Source organism: Herbaspirillum frisingense (genome assembly GCF_047325095.1).
In the GTDB taxonomy this organism is placed as follows: domain Bacteria; phylum Pseudomonadota; class Gammaproteobacteria; order Burkholderiales; family Burkholderiaceae_D; genus Herbaspirillum; species Herbaspirillum frisingense.
Window position 1 is genome coordinate 3,754,067 of record NZ_CP168558.1, and the last position, 22,959, is coordinate 3,777,025.

Genomic DNA, 22,959 nt, shown 5'->3' on the forward strand with positions numbered 1-22,959 from the left:
ACAGGGAGGCAAGCGACCCTAAAACTCCGGCATCTGCCCGAAAGGCCCGCCCACACTGCCTTTGCGCCAGATCAAATTGTGCATATAGATATGTTAAATGAGTGTTTGCATCAAAATCTATTAGCCGATAAAGTACGTTCCCAGAGCAGATTCAATTGCGGCGCCACTTTTCAGATAGAACTGGGCGCCGCGAATCGCTCTTCCGCGCTCTTCCGGTTACCCACTCCCTCCCTTCCACTGGTCCCTGCCCGACGGCATGCGGTGCCAGTTCCTTGCAGATACGACAATTTCCTCTCCGTCCGTGCTGGCCGCGCTGAAACAGCCCGCCGACGCGCTGCCTGCATTTTTGATAGCATGCCGGGATGGATACTTCACATACCCCCGAATTGAACGCCCTGGCCGAATCGGCCGGGATGGGCCTGTCTGCCGTGGTGGCCGGGCTGCGTACCTCACGCGAAGTGACCAACAAGATCCGCTATCGCGGCGAAATCCGCGAACTGCCTTCGCGAGAGGCGATGAAGACGCTGCTGGCGCATCTGCAAGCGGCATTGTTCCCCACGCATTACGGCCACACCGACCTGTCGGACGAGACCATCGATTATTTCGTGGGGAGTCAGTTGAATGCAGCCTTGTGCATCCTGAAGGAACAGGTACGCCGCAGCCTCTACTTCAGCAGCGACAGCGAAGAAGACAGCCTGTTGCGCGAGCGCGCTGACGTGATCACGCGTGAGTTCGCGCATCAGTTGCCGGGCATACGCGACGTGCTGGTCAGCGATATCCAGGCGGCCTACCACGGCGACCCGGCTGCCTCCAGCATTTCGGAAATCCTGCTCTGCTATCCCGGCACTACCGCCATCATCTACCACCGGCTGGCGCATGCCCTGCATCAGCTGGGCGCCCCCTTGCTGGCACGCCTGATCGCCGACATCGCGCACTCTGCCACCGGCATCGACATCCACCCGGCAGCGCAGATCGGCCCCAGCTTCTTCATCGACCACGGCACTGGCGTGGTGATCGGCGAGACCACCATCATCGGCCGCAATGTACGTCTGTACCAGGCGGTGACGCTGGGCGCCAAGCGCTTCCCGCAGGAGCCGGATGGCTCACTGGTCAAGGGTATCCCGCGTCACCCCATCGTCGAGGATGACGTGGTGGTCTACGCCGGCGCCACCCTGCTGGGCCGCATTACCATCGGACAAGGCTCGGTTATCGGCGGCAATGTCTGGCTCACCCACAGCGTGCCGCCGGCCAGCAATATCTCGCAGGCGGAAATGCTGAGCGACTGCCACCAGCCCTGACACCGGCCCTGCCGCTCCTTCAGCCGCCCAGCGGCAGGCAGCGCTGCAACAGATACAGGGCTCCCAGCAAGGCCAGGCCGAACGGGAAGACCGTACCGATCAGCTTGCGCTCGGCCGGTTGCAGGGGCTCCAGCGCGAGGCTGCCGAGTTCCTGGTAGATGTGATGGTCTTGCATGCGGACTCCGGGTCGAAGGACAAGGAGCCCATGCTAGCGAAGCACCGGGCGGCTGTGAACGAAGCGATGAGCGCATCGATATCCGCTGGGCGCATAAGCCGGCCCGTCTGGCAATTACCGATTACCTGTTACCGATCACCGACTAGGGACCGGGCGCAGCCGTCGGCTTGTGCAAGGGCGCCGGCTCCCGGCCGCAGGCCAGCGCCGCCACGGCCAGCGCCGAAGCCGCCAGCCCGTACAGCCACAGCGAGGACATCACCGGCAACAGCAGCCCCGCCATCATCGGCCCCATGCCAGCCCCGATATCACGCCAGATGGCCCGCCCCGCCAGCGCATGCACCCGCTGCCCCGGAGGCGTACGAGCCGCCACGATGGGCGCCAGCAGCGGCAGCTGCAAGGCGCGCAGGATCACGATCAAGCCGGCGAACAGCCACAGCAGGCCACCTCCGAATCCCACCAGCGCCACGCAGGTCGCCAGCGACAGCGTGACCAGCACCTTCACCGCACCGAAACGCTCGGCCAGCCATCCGCCCAGGGGACTCAATACGATCTCGCCGGCATAGCGCAGCGCCATCAGCACCCCGGCCACCAGTTCGCCATCGGCCCCAAAGGATTGCTTGCTCATGTAGGCCAGCCCGACGATGAACAGCCCGTCCAGCGTCAGACCTTCCAGGAGAGACCACCAGTCCAGCGCATTGGGTAGCTTCCAGCGGCGTGGCTGAGGGGGTGCGTAGCCATGGGCCGGCAAGCGACGCGCGGCCAGCAGGCCCAGCACGGCGGTGCAGGCCACCAGCAGGAACACCATGCGCGGTCCCACATGCGCAGCCAGCAAGGCCGCCGTGGGCAACCACAGCATCGGGCCGATGGCGATCACCCCGCGCGAGCGCCCGGAACGCCGCGCCGCCCCTTGCGGATTGGACGTCGACATGGCCTGGGTCGACAGGTTGAGCCCGGCAAACGCCATGCCCCACAGCAACCGCAGCGGCAGCAGCGCCCAGAAACCGCTGGCCACCGTATAGCCCAGCGCACACAGGATCGCCGCGCACACCGCCAGGGTGCAGGTGGGTCGATCGCCACGTCTGGCATAGAAGGCCGCCACCCAGCGATAACCGGCAATGCGCACCAGCCGGTTGGCCGCCAGCAGCACCCCGGCCTCGGCCAGGCTCACATGGAACTGGTCGGAGTACATCGGCAGCAGGAGGTAGAGAACGATGTCGCAGGGCAAGGCGGCCGACAGCGACATGGCGGCGTGGCGCGAATCGAGGTCGGCCCGGCGGAGGTCTGGCGTGGTCATGGGCCTGATGTTGCGCCGCGTGGGCGGCGGTGACAAACGATATTAATTCCTGGCATGCGTGATAAAATCTGACGCATGGCCGACCTTTCCCTTCCGCTCAACGCCATCCGGGCCTTCCTGGCGGCGGCCCGCCATCAGAGTTTCACGCTGGCCGCGCACGAGCTCAATGTCACCCATGGCGCCATCAGTCGCCAGATCAAGAATCTCGAAGACTACCTGGGCATGCCGCTCTTCGAGCGCCGCGTGCGTCAGGTGTTGCTGACCGAGCGTGGCCGCCAGTTCTTCGAGGAAGCCAGCCCGGCGCTGGACATCCTGGCCACGGCGGCACGCCGCGTGATGCGCGACGCCCCTACCCGCACGGTGGTGATCAATGTACGGCCGTCCTTTGCGGTGCGCTGGCTGATTCCGCATCTTTCCGATTTCGTGGAGCGTTATCCGGGCATTGCGCCGCAGGTGGTGACCAGCACGGCGGCGGTTGGCCGGGCCGGGTCTTCCTTCGATATCGCGGTGCGGCGGGGGGAGACCAATTGGCCGGAGAGTTTGAAGGTGCAGCGTTTCATGGAGGACGAGCTGGTGCTGGTGGCCTCGCCTGCGTTGTTGAAGTCAATGCCGCTGGAGGACGTGACAGGCATCGGACGGCATACGCTGTTGCTGTCGCGCAGTCGGCGCAATGACTGGGAGGACTGGCGCAGGCTGGCGGGCTTGAAGCGCTCACGGGGGCAGGCGATGCTGTATTTCGATCACGTGCATTTCGTGTTGCAGGCGGTGGTGGATGGGCTGGGGTTGGCGTTGTCGCCGGTGTCGCTGGCGGACAATGATCTGCGTTCGGGGCGGCTGGTATGTCCGTTGCCTGATTTGCGGATGGCCTTGGCGCCTTATTACCTGGGGATTTCTCCGCAGGCGGGGGCGGAGGCTTTGCTGTTTGCCAAGTGGCTGGGGGAGTATCGAGGGATGGCTGGTTTTTATGGCTGAGCTTTTGGGGCTTCGATTTTTTGATTAAACGGCGGGTAGTCTGCACGGAATTTCTTCCTCCGCCCTGGCTTAATTTCTATCTCTCTCCGGTCGGAGGGGAGCGCCGGGGGCGGCCCGGCAGCCGCTCACTTTTCTTGCTTCGCCAAGAAAAGTAAGCAAAAGAAGGCGACCGCTACTGCCCCGCCCACCGTCGGAGGGTCCCCACGTTGGTCCCCATGAGAACGGGAAAAATAGAGTCGCTTCGCTCCCACTATTTTCCTGATCCGTTCTCATGGGGACCAACGCGGCGGGGCAGAAGCGGACAGCCGATCCGGCTCGCCTTCGGCCTCGCAGAGGGCTCGCCTCCGGCTTCGGAATGCCACGGATTTAATGATCTTGGTAGATGCATTAATCAAAACTTAATGCTGGCGGAGTATCCCGATACGACCCTGCTCAGTCGAACAGACGAAAAAAATCAAGAGAGAAAAAGTATCAGCAGCGCCCCACCAAGATGTGCCAAGCCCCCCACGAAGCCGAAGGCGAGCCCCCCGCGAGGCCGAAGGCGAGCCGGACACGCTTTCCCCCTTGGGAGCCAGCCGCCGGAGTGGAGCGGCAAGTGGATCAGAAAAATAGTGGGAGCGAAGCGACTCTATTTTTCCCACTTGCTGCTTCACTCCGGCGGGAACCCTCCGCAGGAGGGCTGGCTCTTGGGGGCCGTTTTCTTTGCTTACTTTCTTTGGCGGGCCAAAGAAAGTGAGCGGCTGCCGGGCCGCCCCCGGCGCTCCCCTCCGACCGGAGAGAGATAGAAATTAAGCCAGGGCGAAGGAAGAAATTCCGTGCAGACTACCCAAGCCCCAGCAACAACCAACCAACAAACAAAAACCAAATCAGGAAACCAGCTTCAAATACCCCTGAGCATCCAAAAACCCCTCAGAAGAAAACGCCACAGCCGGCTGCAGCTTGAAGATCCACTGTTCATAGGGCGCATCATTGACAGCATCAGGCGACTCGACAAGCGCCTCATTGACCGCCAGCACAACCCCATCAACAGGCGCATGCAAATCCGAAGCCGTCTTGTTGGACTCAACAATCCCCGACTCCTCCCCCCGCACCAAAGAACGCCCAACAGCCGGCATCTCCACATAGACCAGCGGCCCCAACTGCTCCTGCCCAAAATCGGTAATACCGATGGTCAGCGAACCGTCCTCCTCCACCCGCACCCACTCATGGGTCTGAGCATAGACAAGATGATCGGGAATCAGCATCACAGCCTCCTAAAAATAAAGATGAACCTCAGGCCTCAGCCTTGGACCCGTCAGCAAACACCGGCTCACCCAGATTGAGCATCAGCCGATTGGCCCAGGCAAAGATCGCCACCGAATGGATCAGATCCAGCACCTCCAGCTCCGACAGACCTACGTCATACAACGCCTTGATCTGCGCCGCACCGATCTCACCCGGCGTCTCCGTCAACTCCGCAGAAAACTTCGCCACCGCCTGCTCACGCGCATCCACGCCCGCGCCATACGGCGAATCGAACACCTGCTTCACCGTATCGTTACGCTTGGCCAACTGCTCAAACCGCTGCGCATGCACGGACGCGCAATACACGCAGCCATTGATGCGCGAAACCACCAGCGACCCCAGCTCACGCTCCGCGCGCGACAAGCCGCCCGGCGCGTACATGATCGCGTTGAAGGCTGCCGACCGCTGGCGCAGGATGTCCGGCTGGTGCGCCAGGAACAGGTAATAGTCCGACGTCTTGGCCTTGGGATGGCTCTCCTCCAGCACCTTCACCTGGTCTTCACTGGCCTGGTCCAGCTGGATCACATCCAGCCACGCATCCCACTCCAGGGTTTCATTGGTAAAGCCGTTGGCCTTGATGATGTCGCTCATGTCGATTCTCCTTACTGAGCCGCCGCAGCACGCATGGCCTTCAGGCCCGCGACCACGCGCAATTGATAGGACACGAAGGCGATCAGCTGCGACAGCGCCACCACCGCAGGGGTGCTGATGCCGGCCGCTGGCAGCTTCTCGATGGCGGCCTTGTCGCCGTCGACCGGGCGCTGCGTCAGCGCACGGGTGAATTCCAGCATGGCGCGCAGGCGCCCCGGGGGCAGCTGCTCAGGCTCACCACTGTCGGCCACGGCCAGTTGCGCGGCCTCGGCCGGTACTGCCTGGGCGCGGCTGCGATAGTGCGCAGCCAGGTCGGTGGCACCGGCCAGGCGGCAGGCGTACAGCGCCACCAGCAGGCGCTCGTCCAGGCCGATGCCTGCCAGCGCAGGATCGAACAGCGTGTCGTAGCTGCCCTGCGAAGCCACCGCCACCTTCTCGCGCTGGTGGCGCAGGCTGTGCAGCGGGCTGCCGGCGTCGAGGCCGGACAGTTGGTCGATGACATCCTTGCTGATGTCGTAGGCGGGGGTACTCATGAAGTCTCCTTGTTGGATGAATGCCTGGTCAGCGCGTCGCGCAGGAAGTGCTGCGCCTGCTGCCAGGAGTCGATATCGGCGCGGGCATTCGCGGACGGCTCGCCACCACCGGTGCTGATGCGACCGGACACCGGATGGGCATAGGTGGTCTGCGTGGTCGGTACGAACGGGAACAGGATGGAATGGCCGGCATTGGCGTAATTGCGCCAGACCACCGGCCAGGGATGCGCCACCTCGGCCAGCTTGTCGCGCACCATGCCGCAGTAGAGGCTGGAGGGCCAGGAGCCATCGTCGGTGGCCGATAGCAGCAGCACCGGCCCGGCGATCTTCTCCACCGGGATGCGGGCGCGGGCCACCGCCTCCTCGTCCTGCAAGGCGGTCAGCATCGCCAGTTCATGGCGATGCGGTGCCGGGCCTTCGTCGAAGGGCACCCAGCTGGCGCTGCGGTTGTCCTGCCACTGGTGTGGCAGCGGCTCGCCACGCAGCAGCCAGGTCGGGCCTTCGCGGCCCACGGCCGGGTCGGCCGCGTTCTGGCCGCTGTGCACCAGCGCGCTGGGCACATAGGCCAGCACGGCCGATACCTTCTGCGGGAAGGTCGCGCCCAGCAACAGCACCAGTTCACCACCCCGCGACTGGCCGCTGATGGCCACGAAGTCATGCAGCGGCTGTACCTCGGCACGCAGCCAGTCCAGGCCACGTTCAAAATATTCCAGCGGCGTGTTGGAGATGTAGTTGGACAGACCCGGCGCCTTGAAGTAAGCCAACGCGAAGGCCGCATAGCCGCGCGAGGCATACAGCGCCGCGCGCGGTTCATTGATGCCGCCACCGGAACCGTTGACGATCATCACCGCCGGGTGTGGCCCGGGCGTGGCCGGCAGGAACAAGCTGCCGACCAGCCCCTCTTCGCGTATCTCGCGCCGGATCACGCCCTCGGCTGCCAGGCGCTGCACCAGCTCCGTGCTGGCCGGAGTGCAGCGGGCCAGGCCAGGCTGGTCCAGCGACGACACGGTCAGCGTCGTCACCAGCGGCGCCATCACATCGGAATGGAAGTTGTCGCGGCGCCCGGCCTGCACCGGTTGCTGCGACCACAGCAGGCCCATCGGATCGATGCCGTAGTAGTCGCCATCGATGGCCGGGTTCATGCTCACATCCACGTTGCCATACGCATCGGCGATATAGCAGGCGCTGCTCTGCCACTGGGCGCCATTGCGCAGGGTTACCGATGAAATCCGCACCGGCTCGCCCGGATGCGCGCCACGCACGATGATGCGGCGTGGCACGTCGATCAGGTCGTCGGCCGGGCTGACCTCGATGGAGAAGTTGGGCATGGGCTTACTTCTTGTCCTGGGTCACCATCATGGCGGTGGTGCGGTCGCTGCTGATGGGGGTGACCTTCAGGCCCTTCTTGGCGGCCCAGATGTTCTGGTAGTGGTACAGCGGGATCACGCCCACTTCTTCCGACACCGTCTTGGCGGCGCCACGCAGGATGGCTTCACGCTTGGCAGGATCGAATTCCGCGGTGGAATCGGCCAGGGCCTTGTCCACGGCCGGGCTGCTGTAGTGGTTCCAGTTGGAGGCGCCGATGCCCTTCTTGGGATCGACCGAACCCAGCACGTTGACCAGGGCATAGCTGGCTTCGCCGGTGCCGTTACCCCAGGCCAGGACCGAGACCGCGAACTCGTTCTTGTTGGCACGCGAGGAATACGACGCCCATGGCAACACCTCGACCTGGGTCTTGATGCCGATGCGGGTCCAGAACTGGGCCACCGCCTGCATGGTTTCCGGCGCTTGCGGATAACGGTCGTTGGGGACGTGGATGGTCAGCTTGAAACCGTCCGGGAAACCGGCCTCGGCCAGCAGCTTCTTGGCCTCGGCGGCGTCGAAGGGGATGTTCTTGATCTCCGGGTTGTAGCCGAAGGTGTCGGCCGGCATCCACTGGTTGGCCTCGGTGGCGGCGCCCTGCAGGATGCGGTCGATCACGGCCTTGCGGTTGATCGCCAGCGACATGGCGCGACGCACGCGTACGTCCAGCAGCGGGTTCTTGTCCAGCTGCTTGCCGTTGTTGTCGGTGATGAAGGGGCTGGGGCCTTCGTGGAAGCTCGGCTGGATCAGCAGCACGCGCAGGCCGTTGTAGGGATAGACCTTGACGTTGGGCGACTGCTTCAGCTTGGCCAGGTCGGACACCGAGACCTTGTCGATCACGTCCACGTCACCGGACAGCAGCGCCGCGGTGCGGGCCGCGCCGTTGTTGATGTAGCGGTAGTTGACCTTTTCCCACAGGGCCTTGCCGTTCCAGTAGTCGTCATTGCGCTGCATGACCACGCGGTCGCCCGGCGTGTAGGAGACGAACTTGTAGGGACCGGTCCCCACCACGGCCGCGCCACTGTTGTAGTTCTCGGTGGTGGACTTCTCGCCCACGTGCTTGCTGACGATGTGCACCGAGGCCAGGTTCAGCGGCAGGTCGGGGTTGGGGATGTTGGTCTTGATGACCAGGGTCAGCGGGTCCTTGGCGGTGACCGATTCCACCGTGCGCAGGTAGCCGGCGAAGGTCGCCACGCTGCCCGGTACGGCGCGGGCGCGCTGGTAGGAGAAGATCACGTCGTCAGCGGTGAAGGGCTTGCCGTCCTGCCACTTGACGTTGGGGCGCAGCTTGAATTCCCAGGTCTTGGGGTCAATGTTCTTCCAGCTCACGGCCAGGCCGGGGACCAGCTTGTTGTAGTCGTTCTGGACCAGCAGATCCCAGAAATGCAGGTCCACCGAGCGGTCGCCGGCGTGGTTGTTCAACTGCGGGTCCAGCGACGACAGCGGGTCGGCAAAGGCGATGTTGAGGTTCTGCGCGTGCGCTGCGTCGGCAGCGGCGGCCAGGGCCACGCCGGTCAGGGCAACGGCCAGCAGGCGGGTCAGGAGGGTCTTCTTCATGGTCGGGTTCCTCTGTGTGGTCATGGTGGAGGCACTACGGGTACATCAGTTCGGGGCTTTCTGGACGGCCCCTTTGCTCCCGTTCGGACTGAGTAGCAGCGCAGCTGCAACATCTACATATTGAAGGCCTGGCTGCAACTGCATCAGCGTCTTCGATACGGCCCCGAGGGGCCTACTCAGTCCGAACGGGAGATGGAACATTTCAACAATCCCTCTCATCGGCCATCGTTGAGATGGCAGGCACTCATATGCCCCGGCGCGATCTCGCGCAGGAGCGGTTGTTCTTCACGGCAGCGCGCCATCGCATGCGGGCAGCGCGGATTGAAATGGCAGCCCGTGGGTGGATTGAGCGGACTGGGAATCTCGCCCTTGATGGCGGTGAACTCCTTCTTGCGTGCTGCCATGCGCGGCACCTCGGCCAGCAGGGCCTGCGTGTAGGGATGGTTGGGCTGGCCGAACAGCTCGCCCACCGGCGCACTCTCCACCACGCGGCCCAGGTACATGATGACCACGCGGTCGGAGACATGCTCCACCACGCCCAGGTCATGGCTGATGAAGAGATAGGTCAGGCCCAGTTCTTCGCGCAGGTCCATGAACAGGTTCAGGATCTGTGCCTGGATCGACACGTCCAGCGCCGCCACGGCCTCGTCACAGACCAGCATCTGCGGCTGCACTGCCAGGGCGCGGGCGATGCCGATGCGCTGGCGCTGGCCGCCGGAGAACTGGTGCGGGTAGCGGTCGCGCAGGGCCGGATCGAGGCCGGCACGCAGCAGCTGGCGGCAGACGTACTCATCCAGGTCACCCTCGACCTTGCCGTTGACTTGCGCGGCCTCGCCCACGATCTGGTCGATGCGCAGGCGCGGGTTCAGGCTGGCGTAGGGGTTCTGGAAGATCATCTGCACCTGCAGGTGGGCTTCGGCTTCTTCCTTGCTGGTGAGCGTGGAACGCTCGCGGCCGTTGATCAGCACCTGTCCGTCCGAAGGATCGAGCAGGCCACAGGCCACGCGGCCCAGCGTGGACTTGCCGCAACCGGATTCGCCAACCAGCCCGACCACTTCGCCGGGCAAGACTTTCAGATCGACCTGATCGAGGGCGTGCGTGACGGCCGGTGGACGGCTCCAGCCGCGTGCCTGCAACTGGCGCTCCAGCCAGCCCTGGCGACGCTCGCCGAAGCGACGGCTGACGGCGCGGGTTTCGATCAGGGGGATGACGGCCTTATCCATGTTGCGCATTGCCCTGTGGGCTGGTAGTGGGGTGATAGCAACGTACGCGGTGGCCCGGCAGCGGTTCGCTGATCCCGGGGGCTTCCAGGCAGTGCTGGCTGACGCGCTCGCAGCGCGCCGCGAAGGCACAGGTGGGGGGCAGGTGCAGCAGATTGGGCGTCATGCCGGGAATCTGGCGCAAGCGCGCACCGCGCCGGTTGTTGCTGGGCAGGCTGCCGATCAGGCCCTGGGTATAGGGGTGCAGCGGCGCATCGAGCACCGCCTCCACACTGCCCTGCTCGACGATGCGCCCGGCATACATCACCGCCACTTCATCGGCCAGGCCCGCCACCACCGACAGGTCGTGGGTGATCCAGATCAGCGCCGTGCCATGCTGGCGCGCCAGTTTCTGCACCTCCGACAGGATCTGCGCCTGGATGGTCACATCCAGCGCGGTGGTCGGCTCGTCGGCAATGATCAGGTCGGGCTTGTGCAGCATGGCGATGGCAATGGCCACGCGCTGGCGCATGCCGCCCGAGAGCTGGTGCGGATAGGCCTGCAGACGCTCCTCGGGGCTGGCGATACCCATCATGCCCAGGGTGTCGCGAGCCAGTTCGCGGGCCTGCTGGCGGCTCACCTTGCTGTGTGCGAGCACGGCATCGACCATCTGCGCCTCGACCTTGAGCACGGGGTTCAGGGTCATCATCGGGTCCTGGAAGATCATGGCGATGCGGTTGCCCTGCAGCTCGCGCAGGGAGGTCTTGTCCATGCGCACCAGGTCGCGTCCCTGGAACAGGATCTCGCCGTCGACGATGCGCCCCGGGGCATCGACCATGCCGAGGATGGAAAAACCGGTCACGCTCTTGCCCGAGCCCGATTCACCCACCAGCCCGAGGATGCGGCCACGACCGACCGACAGCGAGACATCATCGACCGCCGGCAGCACACCATCGGGCGTGAAGAAATGGGTGCGCAGATTGCGCACTTCCAGCGTGAGGGCGCTCATTTCTGCCACCTTGGATTGAGGATGTCGCGCAGGCGGTCGCCCACCAGATTGATGGCGACGATCACGACCAACAGCGTGATGCCGGGATAGAAGCTGATCCAGTATTCGCCCGAGAGCATGTATTGGTAACCGTTGGAGATGAGCAGGCCCAGCGAAGGCTCGGTAATGGGAACACCCAGGCCGAGGAAGGACAGCGTGGCTTCCAGCGTGATGGCACGGGCCACCTGCAGGGTGCCGATGACGATCAGCGGCGGCAGGCAGTTGGGCAGGATGTGACGCACCATGATGCGCCAGGACGACAGGTTCAGTCCGCGTGCCGCCTCCACGTATTCCTTGCGCCGTTCCACCAGCGCCTGGCCCCGGGCGGTGCGGGCATAGTAGGCCCACTCCAGCACCACCAGCGTGGCCATGACGTTGAAGATGCCCTTGCCGACGTAAGCCAGGATCAGCATCGCCACCAGAATCGACGGGAACGACAGCACCAGATCGGCAAAACGCATCAGCACCGTGTCCACCTTGCCCCCGGCGTAGGCGGCCAGCAGGCCGACGAGCGTGCCGATCACGCCGGCGATCAGCGCCGAGCCCACACCGATGCCCACGCTGATGCGCAGACCGTAGAGGATGGCCGAGACCAGGTCGCGGCCCTGGCCGTCGGTTCCCAGCCAGTAGGTATAGGTCCCCAGGCCGTTGATGGTGCCGGGATGCAGGCGCGCATCGAGCACGTCCAGCTGCATCAGGTCATAGGGGTTCTGCGGCGTGATCCAGGGCGCGGCGATGGCACCCACGATCAAGAGCAGCACGATCACCAGGCCCAGCACGGCCGAGCGCGAGGCCACGAAGTGGCGCAGCACGCGGCGCCAGGGCGACTCGCGGCGCGGGGCCTGGAAGGCCGACAGCTCGGCCACGCGGGCGCGCACCTGCTCCTGGGTCATCGGGGTCATTTCGGTTGGCGGCACGCTCATGCCTTGGCCTCCACCCGCACGCGCGGGTCCAGTATCTTGTAGAGCACGTCGACCACCAGGTTGATGGTGACGAACATGCAGACGATCACCATCAGGTAGGCCACGATCACGGGCCGGTCCAGGGCATTGATGCTGTCGAGGATCAGCTTGCCCGCACCGGGCCAGGCGAAGATGCTCTCGGTCACCACTGCGAAGGCGATGGTGGAGCCAAATTCCAGGCCGACCACGGTCACCAGCGGGATCAGGGTATTACGCAGCACATACATCAGCACCACCCGCGCCGGGGACAGCCCCTTGGCACGGGCGAACTTGACGAAGTCCATCGGCAGCACCTCGCGCACGTTGGCGCGGGTCAGGCGGATCACCAGCGAAATCTTGAACAGCGACAGGTTGATGGCCGGCAGGATCATGTGGCGCCAGCCGTCCGCCGTCAGCCACGACCATTGCACCCCGAAGAGTTCGGCGGTCTGGCCGCGCCCGCCCGAAGGCAGCCAGCCCAGCGTGACCGAAAAGGCCATGATGAGCATCAGGCCAATCCAGAAGGTGGGCAGCGAAAAACCGAGAATACTGGTGGTCATCACCAGGCGCGAGAGTGGATGGTCGGGCTTCATGCCTGCGAACAGACCCAGCGGCACCCCCACCAGCAGCGCCAGGAACAGCGCCGCGAAAGCCAGTTCCAGCGTGGCCGGCAGGCGCTGGAAGATCAGCAGGATGGCCGGGGTGTTGTAGACGAAACTGTTGCCCAGGTTGCCGTGCAGGGCGCCATTGAGGAAGGCCAGGTACTGGCGCCAGACCGGCTGGTCCAGCCCCAGCTCCTGGATGATGCGCAGGCGGTCCACCTGGTCGACGTCCTGGCCGATCAGGATATCGACCGGATTGCCGATCATGTGCAGGCCGAAGAAGACGATCACCGTCATCAACAGCACCACCATCAGCGCCTGCAGCACGCTCTTTGCAATGGCGACCGTCATGCGGGCAGCTCCCAGGGGGATTCGGTCCACTCGTCGCCTTCCAGTTCCGGCTCTTCATAGGACTGGATATTGCGGTAGTGGTACTCGACATCTTCGCTGTACATCAGCGCGGCGATGCCCTGCGCCAGGCGATAGGCACCGTCGCTGATGGCCGGGATATCGCCCGACACCGTGCCATGGCTGGCGGCGGCCGGGTAGCAGAAGCAGTGGATGCGCTCCAGCCCCGGCAGGCTGCCCGGGGTCTTCTGCTGGAACTCGAAGACCGGACCCAGGTAGGGGGAATCAGCCAGTTCCTGGTCTTCTTCACCGGCCGGCGGGGTATAGCGGTCGCTCCAGTTGAGGATGTGCGGGGCGATGTCCCTGAATTCGGTGCGCAGGCTCCAGTCGATCTTGAAACCGGTGGAGAAGAACAGGAAATCCAGCTCCAGCGGCCCGCGATTGGTCTGCAGCAGCAGCGTGCCATCCTGCTTGACCTCGACCGCCTCGATGGCCGTCCCCAGCAGGAAACGGGCATTGGCAAAGCGTGAAACGCGACGGGTGCTGCCCGAAGGGGGTGGCACCTGCTGGGCATTGACGTAATGGCGGATGCGCCACTTCCAGGCATCCGGCAGATGCAGGTGGCCGTTGACCAGGCCGGGACTGCCCGACCCCTTGCCCTTGTTGATGCGCGGCAGGTCCTTGCGGCGGATCAGCAGATCGACTCGCGCCGCGCCCTCTTCCAGGGCGGTGGCCGCGCTGTCCATGGCCGAGGCACCGCCACCGATGACACCCACGCGCTTGCCCTTGAGGCTGGCGTAGTCCAACAGGTCGGACGAATGCGCCCAGCGGTCGCGCGGCAATTGCTGCACCAGCGGCGGCAGGTAGGCACCGCCCAGACCATCGCGGCCGGTGGCCACCACCACGCGGCGCGCCAGCACGGTGGACTCGCCCGCAGGCGACTGCAGCTTCAATGCCACGATGCCATCGGCACGCGGCTGCACGGCCAGCACGCGGTGCTCGTTGCGGATATCCAGTTGCATCACGCGGCGGAACCAGCGCAGGTAATCCATCCACTGCAGGCGCGGAATCTTGTCCAGCGCGTCCCAGGCGGCCAGACCGAACTGGGCCTCGAACCAGGCACGGAAGGTCAGCGCCGGAAAGCCCAGCGCCGGACCGGTCAGGGTCTTGGGCGAGCGCAGGGTTTCCATGCGCGCCGTGGTGGCCCAGGGGCCTTCGAAGTCCTTGGGGGACTGATCGTAGATGACATTGGCGATACCCAGGTGCGACAACGCCACCGAGGCGGCCATGCCGGCTTGGCCACCGCCGATGATGGCCACGTCGATCACGGGCTGACCATCGCGTTCCAGGGTCGGAGTCCACGACTTGCCGGGCAGCGCCAGCCATTCCAGGTCCTGGCGCAGACGCGCCTCCAGGGCGGCCAGTCCAACCGGGCTGGGGGCGCTCGATGTTGTCGCTTGGGTGTTGTCCATATCGCCTCGTCAAAAGCATGAAAAGACGTCGCCGGCACGGTAGTTTGCCGTCGATCGTCTCGTTTCGGGTTCTTGTGATGCGGCACCCTTCCCGGTTGACGCCGCTGTTGCTTGCTTCTCGTTGCTACTACTGCCCTGCATCACCGCAAAAACTGCAAATCATTTATAACAATTCATCGTGCAGGCTGGCGTCACGCTTGACGAAGCCCTGCAGGGTGTGGCGTGCGGCCTGCTCCACCGCATCGATCAGGCTCTGGGTCATGCCCTCGACCGGCTTGCCATAGGGCGTGACCACACCAAAGTAAAAAGGGATGTCCACCGCCAGCCGCTTGACCACCATCCCCTCGATGGGCATGCCATAGGCCGTGGCCGGCTCCACCAGCGCCACCCCCAGCCCGGCGCGGGCGGCCATGATGGCGTTGAAGGAAGTGTTGGTATCGATGGCCACGTCCAGCTGGCTGTCTTCGCCCAGGGCGCTCTCCACGCGTTGGCGCAGGCGGTAGCGATTGGACATGGTGATGACGCGCTGCCCGCGCAGGGCGGCGCGGGTCAGCTTGTCGCGCCCGGCCAGGGGATGGTCGGCGCGCACCACCGCCACGCAGGGCGCCTCGCCAATCCAGTGCAGGTCCAGTCCGCGATGGGCCACCGGCAAGGACGTCAGCCCCAGGCTCACGGTACGGTGCAGGACGGCATGCACCACCTGCTCGGCCGACGCGCTGCGTAGATGGACGTGTTCGGGAAAGGCACGCCCCTTGTCGCTGGCCAGCAACTGCAGGGCGGCCGGCGCAATGGTCGAGGCCAGCGCGGGAGTCGCTACCAGGTGCAGGGGATGGACTTCTTCCCGGGCGATTTCCTGGGCACGTTCGCGGATGCTGCGCAGGCCCACCAGCGAGCGCTCCACTTCTTCATAGAGCAGGAAGGCCTTGGCGGTGGGGGTGACCCGCGGGCCGTTGCGGTCGAACAGGGCATAGCCCAGCTCGGCCTCCAGATCACCGACGGCCTTGCTGACGGCCGGCTGCGAACGCCCCAGGCTGCGACCGGCGCCGGTCACACTACCCAGGGTCATTACCGCCGCAAATGCCTCCAGCTGGTTCAGGTCCATCGAAATCGCTTTCCTTGATCAAAGTGCTTGCATATGATTTTCGAATTATAGGTTTGTCTGTATTCTATTTCAGTATAATAATTTTGTATAAGCAAATGCATGCCGGCGTTGCTTGACCTGGAATTCGAGGGAATCAGGGCCGCCGCTGGCGCCATTGCGCTTGCTGCCACGGCATTGCCGCCAGGAAAAACCGTAAAGCGTATATACAAATACCTTCAAAGTCCTTTTCCCGGCGTGGCCAGGCGCGCTAACGTATGACCCATGACGTATGGATACGATGTGCCGGCCGCACGGCTGGATCAACCCCGAGCTTCCGATTATTCCGATTAGTCCGACCACGCCCACATGAACGCCCCTGCCCCCTGTCGCCCGCCGGCCGATCTGCAATTCCCCATCTACCTTGACTATGGCGCGACCACGCCGGTCGATCCGCAGGTGGCGCGGGTGATGTGCGATTTCCTCACCGACAAGTTCGGCAATGCCGCCAGCAGCTCCCATCCCTTCGGCTGGGAGGCGCGGCGCGCCGTGGATCATGCGCGGGCGCAAGTGGCTGCTCTGGTGGGTGCGCAGGCCAATGAAATCATCTGGACCTCCGGTGCCACCGAATCCAACAACCTGGCCCTGAAGGGGTGCGCCCATACCCTGCGCGCACGTGGACGCGGCAAGCACCTGATCACCGTGGCGACCGAGCACAAGGCAGTGCTCGATACCATGCACACCCTGGAGAAGGCCGGCTTCGAGGTCAGCTATCTGCAGCCTGGCGCCGATGGCCTGATCACCCCGGAGCAGTTCCGCGCCGCCCTGCGCGACGACACGCTGCTGGCCTCGGTCATGTACGTCAACAACGAGATCGGCGTGATCCAGCCCATCGCCGAACTGGGTCGCCTCTGCGCCGAACGCGGCGTGGTATTCCACGTCGATGCGGTGCAGGCCGCCGGCAAGATCGCCATCGACCTGGCGCAGCTGCCGGTGGACCTGATGTCCTTCTCCGCGCACAAGGTGTATGGCCCCAAGGGCATAGGCGCGCTCTACGTGCGCACCAATCCGGACCTGAAGCTGGAAGCCCAGATCGATGGCGGTGGTCATGAAAACGGCATGCGTTCCGGCACCCTGGCCACGCACCAGATCGTCGGCATGGGCGAAGCCTTCGCCCTGGCCGGCCAGTTGCTGCAGGAAGAAGGCCGCCGCATCCGCAGCCTGCGCGATCGCCTGTGGGCGGGGCTGGCAGACTTGCCTGGCGTGCAGCTCAATGGCAGCGCCGAGCAGCGCGTACCCCACAACCTGAACGTGAGCTTCCCGCCCACCCGCTATGGCACGCTGGCCAGCCAGTTGCTGGGCATCGCGGTATCGGCCGGTTCGGCCTGCAACTCGGCTGCCTCCGCACCTTCTTTCGTGTTGCTGGCCATCGGCCGTTCGCCGGAAGTGGCACGCAATGCGGTGCGCTTCTCACTGGGACGCGGCACCACCGAAGCGGAGATCGATTACGTCGTCGCCGCCGTGCGCCAGGTGCTGTCCTGCGAGCTTGCCGCGGCGCTGCCGGCCTGACGCGGCCCGGCCTGACGTGGCACTGGCGCGCTTGCCTCCCTCTTCCCCGACCTGCCTCTCGAGTATCGCTCCAGGCCTGAGATCGCTCCCGGCCTGAGCTTTCGCGCTCCATACGGATCACTCACGATCAACGCCATCGCGCCCAGACGGCCAACGACGGGGGCGTTTCCATTTTCACAAGCACGCACACGGATTCGATTTTTAGGACTTTTCTCATTGACCGGGGAGGTGAGCACTTTTACCTTGCATCCGGCATTCCGATGACATGTCCATGAAACAGAATCCATGCCCACCCAGCCCCCTCCTCGTCTCCACCAGATCATCACCACGCACCTGCCGGCCCTGCCGGGCGAGTGCGTGGACGGCGGCGGTGCGCGGGTGGGCCAGACCATCTATGCCGGCCTGGGCAGCGCGGGTCATCGCTGGTATTGCCTGGACCTGTCCCTTCCCGGCCATCACTGGGAACGCTGCGCCGATTTCCCCGGGCCGCCACCGCGCTGCGCAGTCGTCATTGCCGCTGGCGATGCAGTCTACGTGTTCGGCGGCTTCGGCAAGGCATCACCGGCTGCCGTCACTACGCAATTCGACACGGCCTACCGCTACCTGCACGCCAGCGACCGCTGGGAGCAATTGAACACGGTCTTGCCGGTGGGCTTGAGTGGCGCCGCTGCCATCGCAGTCAATGCAAGCACCCTGCTGTTCTTCGGTGGCTACCATCGGGAGCAGTTCGATGCTTTCCACCGCGACCAGGAAACGGCCGAAGAAAGGGATCGCGAGGACATCACCGTGCGCTACATGAGCCGGCCCATCGCCAGATTCAACTGGAACGCCGAGACCTGGGCCTTGAACCTGCTCACCATGACCTGGCACAGCATGGGAACCCAGCCCCACCACGGTCACTGCAAGGCAGCTGTGGTCCGCGATGGCGCCAATTTCTATCTGCTGGGCGGTGAAGTCAAACCCGGCCTGAATGCCAGCACGATCAAGCATGGCCGGCTGGGCCCCGCCGGCGTGCAGTGGCAAGCGTCGCACGCGGTGCCGGTCAACGACGGCTTCGGTGGCTGCTTCGGCGGCCGCGTCGGGAACATGACCGTGGTCGCCGGCGGAACGCACTTTGCCGGCGCCTGGGAACGCTACGCCCGCGGTGACTATTTCGCCCATGAAGGACTGCGCAGGAAATGGCTGGCCAACATCTTCGTCCTCCAGGACCGGCAGTGGAATTATCTGGACAGCCTGCCCTGCCCCCGTGCCAACGGCATCAGCATCGAAGTCGGCGACGGCCTGGTCCTCATCGGCGGCGATGGTGATGAAGGGCGGCCCTGCCTGGATACGCTGTGGCTGCGGGATCGACTCATCATGCGTTGATCGTCCGGTCGATCTGCCACCACTGACACTACTGTGCGCTTAGCTTCACCTTCCTCAAGAATTCCGGGTCGATGCCGCTGAGCTGTTTGGTGCGGGCCGCTACACGCCCCTCTGCATCCAGCAGGATGAGGTCAGTGCTGTGATTGAAATCCCCATTGGGCAGGGCCCGGTACTGCAATCCCAATATCGCCGCCAGTTTGCGCGTGGTGGCGACGTCGCTGCGGGCCAGGGTCCAGCGGGGCGAATCAATCTCGCGCTGGCCGGCGGTACGCTTGAGGACAGCCACCGTGTCGCGCACGGGATCGATGGTGATCAGCAGCACGCTGAGCCTGGCACGCTCCGGCGCCGTGAGTCCTGCCTCCGTATTACGCAGCGCCTCCACCAGCAATGGGCAAACGAATTCACACGAGGTGTAGAACATGCCGACCAGCATCGGCTGGCCGCGCCTTTGCGCCAGGCTGAACGGTCTGCCATCCTGATCGGTAAAGCGGGCATCGAGCTGGTACACCGAATCACCGGGCAAGGCCGCTGCGACTGTCCCCGGCGGACGTGAAGAGGCTGGCGCGGAATGATCCTCCGGGGCTGCGGCCATCACTGTGCCGCCGGTGAGCGCGCCAACAATGAATGCCATGGTCGCCAGTAGTGCTGGCAATGCTGGGATTTTCATGACTTCTCCTTGGATGCAATCGGGCGTACACAGCGAAAGCCCAGGCTACTGGTGCTGTCGGCGGCGCCCAGGGACGACAGCAGTGCGATACGCATCAGCACGGCATAGTTGTCGCGTTGCTGCAGGTTGATGGCGCCGGCGCCGCAAAACTGGAGCTTGTCGGGGTCATCAGCCGAGCGGCTATCAGGGCTGACCAGCAAGGCGTTGAAGTCGTCCACCCATTCCCAGATCAGACCATGCATGTCGCGTACACCATAGAAATTGGCCTCGCCTCCCACGTCGCCAGGCCCGCCGCCGACCGGGCGGGCATACCAGTTGAGGATGCGGGCGCGCCACGCCGGATCGGCGCGGGCATCGTGGCGACTGGCATCGGCGGCGGCCACGTATTCCCATTCCTGCCAGGTCGGCAGGCGCGCGCCCTCGGCTTCGCAATAGGCCTGCGCCGCGAACCAGCTGACGTTGACGACCGGCCGCGCGCTGGCAGCGCCCTCCATCGGGTGCTCCGGCGTGGCCCAGTCCTTCAGGTAGCCACCGTCGACAAACGCTCGGACCGCCTGTCCACGCTGCCACTGCGGGTGCGCGATCACGAAGGCGCGAAACGCGTCTTGGCTTACCGGCAGGATGCGCATGTCGAAGGCGGTCACCGGGACCGGCCCGCGGTCGGCGTCACCGGCCAGTACGCTGACCAGCGTGCCGGCCGACACCCGCACATAATCGTCCCCCTGAGCATGGGCCTGCCCCGGCATGCCGAACTGAGCCAGCAGGGCGGCCGCTACGATGACGCGGATCATCTCGCGCCCCCTCGCACTGATCACGGAATGGCTCAATGGTCGGCCTTGGCAGCCTCGGCGGGCTTGCTGGCACGCAGCTTCCTGACCTCCTCGGTGGAAACGCGCCCACCGGGATTACCCCATTCATTGGCCACGTAGGTCAGGATGTTGGCAATCTCGTCGTCATTGAGCTGGTTCATCGGCGGCATGACCGAATCGTACGCAGTGCCATTGACCACCACCTTGCCGCTGAGCCCGTGCAGCACGGCCTTGATGGCGCGATCATAGCCGCCGGTGAGATAGTCGGACTTGGCCAGCGGTGGGAACACGCCCGGCAAGCCTGCACCATTGCTCTGGTGGCACACCGAGCAGGTACCTGCGAACAGGGCTTTGCCGGCCTGCACCTGATCCTGCAGCGTCAGCTTGCCGCTTGCGGCGTTGGCGGTGGCCGTGGTCACGGCGGCCAGATTGGGCTGGGCACGGTCGCCCAGGTAGACCGAGTCCAGTTCCTTGCCGGAATAGATGGCCTTGTTCTCCGCGCCATTGACCTTGAGGATGGCCAAGGCGCCCTTGTTGAAGGCCCGGAAGATGGAGTGATCGACCAGCACGTAGCTGCCCGGCACCTTGGTACGGAACTCGACGATGGCGGCGCCGCCGGCCGGAATCAGCGTGGTCTGCACATTCTTCTGCGCCAGCGAGCCGCCTTCGAACTGCACCTTGTCGAAGATGGCACCGATCACATGGAAACTGGATACCAGGTTGGGACCACCGTTGCCGACGAACAGACGCACGGTTTCATTGATCTTGGCGGTGATGGCCTTGTCGCCGGTGAGCGCACCTTCGGCACCGTTGAAGAGCACGTAGGTCGGACGTTCGTCGATCGCCTTTTCCATGTCGAACGGCTGCACGCCCTTCTCGCGATACTTGCCGGTAGTGTAAAAGTCGCCCTGCATGACGTAATACTCGCGGTCGACCTTGCTCAAGCCCTGCGGAGGCTCGACCAGGATCAGACCGTACATGCCATTGGCTACGTGCATGCCCACCGGCGCGGTGGCGCAGTGATAGACATAGAGGCCTTCGTTGAGGGCCTTGAAACTGAACTGCGACGCGTGACCCGGCGCGGTGAAGCTGGAGGCGGCACCCCCACCGGGTCCGGTCACGCCGTGCAGGTCGATGTTGTGCGGCATCTTGCTGTCGGGATGGTTCTTGAGATGGAACTCCACCGTATCGCCCTGGCGCACGCGGATGAAGCTGCCGGGCACGGTGCCGCCGAAGGTCCAGAAGGTATAGGAGACGCCTTCGGAAATCTGCATTTCCTTCTCCACCACTTCCAGATCGACGATCACCTTGGCCGGGTAATTACGGTTGGTGGGTGGCGGCACTTCCGGTGGGCTGGTGAGCACAGCACGGATGGGTGCACCCTGCGGCGGCCCGAAGTCGCCGGTCTTGCCAGACTTGCCGACCTGGACCGGCTTGGCCGCAACCGGAGTCGCTGGGGTCGCTGGGGTCGCGGTCGTAGCCGGCAGCGTGACGGCGAGGCCCAGTACCAATAATGCGGGGATGAGCGCTTTCCTGATATTCAATCTCACGACGTTCTCCTTGGTGAGGCGTCGAGGGTCGGCGCCTATAAACATTCATTAGGAATGAATCTTTATGTTAAGAACGCGCAACCGAGATTGGATTGAGGCAGGTCAAACGGTATCAGCAGTGACCCCATGGTGCCGGTAGCGCCAGGCCCATGCTGAGGCCAGCATCGTCAGTGCAAACGAGGTAATGGCAATTGCGTTGAGCGAAGCGCCCGAGGCAAGCAGATCGGCGTGCCACCATCCGCCGCCACAACGCAACAGCAAGGAGGCATGCATGACCATCAGCGGCCCATAGAACCACGGGCCATACAACACCTTCACGCGGGCAACCGCCGGCAGGATGACCGGTGCATGCGCCATCACCATGCTCCAGATGAAACCCAGTCCGAGTGCATGCAACGCGACATCGCGTAGCGGCAGGCCCGCGTCGGGATGCACACCCCACTCCAGCCCGAGGCCGATCCACCCAAGACCCGACACCATCAGCCAGCCATAGCCGCTCAACAGACACACGGCCATGTAACGACTCAGGCCCCGCGACCGCACAGTCCGTCGGGCGACATCGAAGCAGCAGAGCCACCCTGCCAACGTCAGCAGCGCGATGCCGAAAAGCAGCAGTCCGATACGCAGATCGACCAGTGCCGTGACCAGCGCCGCCAGCAGGTACAGCAGGGCCGACAGCAAGAGCGGGCGCGATACCGGGTGCCTGGGCAAAAGGCGCGACATCTCCAGACGTTCCGCCGTGATGGTCAGCACCACGAAGGCGAACCACCAAAGCAGTGCGACGTTGACGTCGCGTTGCGATGCCTGCACCACGTTCCCGCCAAGCCATGCCAGGGCAGCCATCAACATCAGCATCGTATGCGTGGCCGGCTGGCGCGCCAGCAACAGCGCGCTGACCGCCACGAAGCACAGCGACGCCGCGCCGCCCAGAGCAGTTATCCAGGGGAAGGCCTGCTGGCCCTCGGTCGCCAGGAGCAGCAGGCCCTGCGCCACGCAACACAACGGAGCGAGATATGCCCACCGAAGACGTACCGCCACCGCACGCTCGATGGCGATGACGCTCCCCAGAAAGACCGGCAGCATCAGTACGGCATGCAAGCCGGCGCTTTGCCCGATCAGCTGACTGCCGTAAGGCAAAGGGGGCAGCGAACCGGCCCGCAACAGCCCGCCCAATACCGCGCACACCAGCATGCCGACCAGGGCGATGGCAACGCTGAAGCGCGCAATCACGACCGCGGAGGGCAT

Annotated in this window: 21 protein-coding genes; 4 read left to right on the top strand and 17 right to left on the bottom strand. The window is 64.5% G+C overall.

Features of this window, described 5'->3' with window-relative positions:
* Positions 1-362: 362 nt before the first annotated feature.
* A complete protein-coding gene (gene epsC / locus ACEOAC_RS17345) occupies positions 363-1,298 on the top strand; it encodes a serine O-acetyltransferase EpsC (protein ID WP_199181511.1) in 936 nt (311 codons plus the stop codon).
* Between the two features lie 19 nt (positions 1,299-1,317).
* Here epsC and ACEOAC_RS17350 read toward each other — a convergent pair whose 3' ends face one another.
* Both ACEOAC_RS17350 and ACEOAC_RS17355 read right to left on the bottom strand, forming a co-directional pair.
* Positions 1,318-1,473, bottom strand: a complete 156-nt coding sequence (locus ACEOAC_RS17350; protein WP_241813913.1) for a hypothetical protein — start codon at positions 1,471-1,473, stop codon at positions 1,318-1,320.
* A gap of 142 nt (positions 1,474-1,615) precedes the next feature.
* The gene (locus tag ACEOAC_RS17355; RefSeq protein WP_413628481.1) at positions 1,616-2,767 is read right to left on the bottom strand and encodes an MFS transporter; all 1,152 of its coding nucleotides are present in this window, start codon (positions 2,765-2,767) and stop codon (positions 1,616-1,618) included.
* A 75-nt stretch (positions 2,768-2,842) separates the two neighbouring features.
* Here ACEOAC_RS17355 and ACEOAC_RS17360 point away from each other — a divergent pair, with 75 nt between their 5' ends.
* Entirely contained in the window at positions 2,843-3,739 is an 897-nt protein-coding gene (locus ACEOAC_RS17360) for a LysR substrate-binding domain-containing protein (RefSeq protein ID WP_413445760.1), read from the top strand.
* Between the two features lie 866 nt (positions 3,740-4,605).
* Here the strand turns inward: ACEOAC_RS17360 and gcvH are convergent.
* The 11 genes from gcvH to ACEOAC_RS17415 all read right to left on the bottom strand — a co-directional run bounded on the left by gcvH (position 4,606) and on the right by ACEOAC_RS17415 (position 15,778).
* Positions 4,606-4,983, bottom strand: a complete 378-nt coding sequence (gcvH, locus tag ACEOAC_RS17365; RefSeq protein ID WP_413445761.1) for a glycine cleavage system protein GcvH — start codon at positions 4,981-4,983, stop codon at positions 4,606-4,608.
* Between the two features lie 28 nt (positions 4,984-5,011).
* Positions 5,012-5,614, bottom strand: a complete 603-nt coding sequence (locus tag ACEOAC_RS17370; protein ID WP_077235038.1) for a peroxidase-related enzyme — start codon at positions 5,612-5,614, stop codon at positions 5,012-5,014.
* Positions 5,615-5,625: 11 nt separating this feature from the next.
* A complete protein-coding gene (locus ACEOAC_RS17375) occupies positions 5,626-6,147 on the bottom strand; it encodes a CMD domain protein (protein WP_241811854.1) in 522 nt (173 codons plus the stop codon).
* The gene (locus tag ACEOAC_RS17380) at positions 6,144-7,475 is read right to left on the bottom strand and encodes an acyl-CoA thioester hydrolase/BAAT C-terminal domain-containing protein (RefSeq protein ID WP_413628482.1); all 1,332 of its coding nucleotides are present in this window, start codon (positions 7,473-7,475) and stop codon (positions 6,144-6,146) included. The genes ACEOAC_RS17375 and ACEOAC_RS17380 overlap by 4 nt, the downstream gene beginning before the upstream one ends.
* 4 nt (positions 7,476-7,479) lie before the next feature.
* On the bottom strand, positions 7,480-9,066 hold the full coding sequence (locus ACEOAC_RS17385) for an ABC transporter substrate-binding protein (RefSeq protein WP_413445315.1): 1,587 nt from the start codon (positions 9,064-9,066) through the stop codon (positions 7,480-7,482).
* A gap of 215 nt (positions 9,067-9,281) precedes the next feature.
* On the bottom strand, positions 9,282-10,289 hold the full coding sequence (locus ACEOAC_RS17390) for an ABC transporter ATP-binding protein (RefSeq protein ID WP_413445316.1): 1,008 nt from the start codon (positions 10,287-10,289) through the stop codon (positions 9,282-9,284).
* The gene (locus ACEOAC_RS17395) at positions 10,282-11,274 is read right to left on the bottom strand and encodes an ABC transporter ATP-binding protein (protein WP_413445317.1); all 993 of its coding nucleotides are present in this window, start codon (positions 11,272-11,274) and stop codon (positions 10,282-10,284) included. The genes ACEOAC_RS17390 and ACEOAC_RS17395 overlap by 8 nt, the downstream gene beginning before the upstream one ends.
* Positions 11,271-12,215 (bottom strand): ABC transporter permease, encoded by a 945-nt coding sequence (locus tag ACEOAC_RS17400; protein ID WP_411910015.1) that lies wholly within the window; start codon positions 12,213-12,215, stop codon positions 11,271-11,273. The genes ACEOAC_RS17395 and ACEOAC_RS17400 overlap by 4 nt, the downstream gene beginning before the upstream one ends.
* A gap of 17 nt (positions 12,216-12,232) precedes the next feature.
* Positions 12,233-13,207, bottom strand: coding sequence for an ABC transporter permease (locus ACEOAC_RS17405; protein WP_006462491.1), 975 nt, complete (start codon positions 13,205-13,207; stop codon positions 12,233-12,235).
* On the bottom strand, positions 13,204-14,676 hold the full coding sequence (locus tag ACEOAC_RS17410) for an NAD(P)-binding domain-containing protein (RefSeq protein WP_413628483.1): 1,473 nt from the start codon (positions 14,674-14,676) through the stop codon (positions 13,204-13,206). The genes ACEOAC_RS17405 and ACEOAC_RS17410 overlap by 4 nt, the downstream gene beginning before the upstream one ends.
* A 163-nt stretch (positions 14,677-14,839) precedes the next feature.
* Positions 14,840-15,778, bottom strand: coding sequence for a LysR family transcriptional regulator (locus ACEOAC_RS17415; protein ID WP_077235030.1), 939 nt, complete (start codon positions 15,776-15,778; stop codon positions 14,840-14,842).
* A 345-nt stretch (positions 15,779-16,123) separates the two neighbouring features.
* Between ACEOAC_RS17415 and ACEOAC_RS17420 the strand changes: the two genes are divergently transcribed.
* Complete coding sequence (locus ACEOAC_RS17420; protein WP_413628484.1) at positions 16,124-17,323, top strand: aminotransferase class V-fold PLP-dependent enzyme; 1,200 nt, start codon at positions 16,124-16,126, stop codon at positions 17,321-17,323.
* A gap of 285 nt (positions 17,324-17,608) precedes the next feature.
* A complete protein-coding gene (locus tag ACEOAC_RS17425; protein WP_413445295.1) occupies positions 17,609-18,688 on the top strand; it encodes a YjhT family mutarotase in 1,080 nt (359 codons plus the stop codon).
* Between the two features lie 28 nt (positions 18,689-18,716).
* On the opposite strand, the gene ACEOAC_RS17430 is transcribed toward ACEOAC_RS17425, so the two are convergent.
* The 4 genes from ACEOAC_RS17430 to ACEOAC_RS17445 all read right to left on the bottom strand — a co-directional run bounded on the left by ACEOAC_RS17430 (position 18,717) and on the right by ACEOAC_RS17445 (position 22,959).
* On the bottom strand, positions 18,717-19,355 hold the full coding sequence (locus ACEOAC_RS17430; protein WP_241811863.1) for an SCO family protein: 639 nt from the start codon (positions 19,353-19,355) through the stop codon (positions 18,717-18,719).
* Entirely contained in the window at positions 19,352-20,146 is a 795-nt protein-coding gene (locus tag ACEOAC_RS17435; protein ID WP_241812065.1) for a formylglycine-generating enzyme family protein, read from the bottom strand. The genes ACEOAC_RS17430 and ACEOAC_RS17435 overlap by 4 nt, the downstream gene beginning before the upstream one ends.
* Positions 20,147-20,178: 32 nt before the next feature.
* Positions 20,179-21,675 carry a copper-containing nitrite reductase gene (nirK, locus tag ACEOAC_RS17440; RefSeq protein WP_413444928.1) on the bottom strand — a complete coding sequence of 499 codons (1,497 nt, stop codon included), beginning with the start codon at positions 21,673-21,675 and terminating at the stop codon, positions 20,179-20,181.
* Positions 21,676-21,816: 141 nt separating this feature from the next.
* Positions 21,817-22,959 (bottom strand): hypothetical protein, encoded by a 1,143-nt coding sequence (locus ACEOAC_RS17445; protein WP_241811866.1) that lies wholly within the window; start codon positions 22,957-22,959, stop codon positions 21,817-21,819.

Excerpts from the sequence above, each read along its gene's own strand:
- epsC (WP_199181511.1), top strand. The coding sequence starts at position 363 with ATGGATACTTCACATACCCCCGAATTGAACGCCCTGGCCGAATCGGCC.
- ACEOAC_RS17350 (WP_241813913.1), bottom strand. The coding sequence starts at position 1,473 with ATGCAAGACCATCACATCTACCAGGAACTCGGCAGCCTCGCGCTGGAG.
- ACEOAC_RS17355 (WP_413628481.1), bottom strand. The coding sequence starts at position 2,767 with ATGACCACGCCAGACCTCCGCCGGGCCGACCTCGATTCGCGCCACGCC.
- ACEOAC_RS17360 (WP_413445760.1), top strand. The coding sequence starts at position 2,843 with ATGGCCGACCTTTCCCTTCCGCTCAACGCCATCCGGGCCTTCCTGGCG.
- gcvH (WP_413445761.1), bottom strand. The coding sequence starts at position 4,983 with ATGCTGATTCCCGATCATCTTGTCTATGCTCAGACCCATGAGTGGGTG.
- ACEOAC_RS17370 (WP_077235038.1), bottom strand. The coding sequence starts at position 5,614 with ATGAGCGACATCATCAAGGCCAACGGCTTTACCAATGAAACCCTGGAG.
- ACEOAC_RS17375 (WP_241811854.1), bottom strand. The coding sequence starts at position 6,147 with ATGAGTACCCCCGCCTACGACATCAGCAAGGATGTCATCGACCAACTG.
- ACEOAC_RS17380 (WP_413628482.1), bottom strand. The coding sequence starts at position 7,475 with ATGCCCAACTTCTCCATCGAGGTCAGCCCGGCCGACGACCTGATCGAC.
- ACEOAC_RS17385 (WP_413445315.1), bottom strand. The coding sequence starts at position 9,066 with ATGAAGAAGACCCTCCTGACCCGCCTGCTGGCCGTTGCCCTGACCGGC.
- ACEOAC_RS17390 (WP_413445316.1), bottom strand. The coding sequence starts at position 10,289 with ATGGATAAGGCCGTCATCCCCCTGATCGAAACCCGCGCCGTCAGCCGT.
- ACEOAC_RS17395 (WP_413445317.1), bottom strand. The coding sequence starts at position 11,274 with ATGAGCGCCCTCACGCTGGAAGTGCGCAATCTGCGCACCCATTTCTTC.
- ACEOAC_RS17400 (WP_411910015.1), bottom strand. The coding sequence starts at position 12,215 with ATGACCCCGATGACCCAGGAGCAGGTGCGCGCCCGCGTGGCCGAGCTG.
- ACEOAC_RS17405 (WP_006462491.1), bottom strand. The coding sequence starts at position 13,207 with ATGACGGTCGCCATTGCAAAGAGCGTGCTGCAGGCGCTGATGGTGGTG.
- ACEOAC_RS17410 (WP_413628483.1), bottom strand. The coding sequence starts at position 14,676 with ATGGACAACACCCAAGCGACAACATCGAGCGCCCCCAGCCCGGTTGGA.
- ACEOAC_RS17415 (WP_077235030.1), bottom strand. The coding sequence starts at position 15,778 with ATGGACCTGAACCAGCTGGAGGCATTTGCGGCGGTAATGACCCTGGGT.
- ACEOAC_RS17420 (WP_413628484.1), top strand. The coding sequence starts at position 16,124 with ATGAACGCCCCTGCCCCCTGTCGCCCGCCGGCCGATCTGCAATTCCCC.
- ACEOAC_RS17425 (WP_413445295.1), top strand. The coding sequence starts at position 17,609 with ATGCCCACCCAGCCCCCTCCTCGTCTCCACCAGATCATCACCACGCAC.
- ACEOAC_RS17430 (WP_241811863.1), bottom strand. The coding sequence starts at position 19,355 with ATGAAAATCCCAGCATTGCCAGCACTACTGGCGACCATGGCATTCATT.
- ACEOAC_RS17435 (WP_241812065.1), bottom strand. The coding sequence starts at position 20,146 with ATGATCCGCGTCATCGTAGCGGCCGCCCTGCTGGCTCAGTTCGGCATG.
- ACEOAC_RS17445 (WP_241811866.1), bottom strand. The coding sequence starts at position 22,959 with ATGCCCTCCGCGGTCGTGATTGCGCGCTTCAGCGTTGCCATCGCCCTG.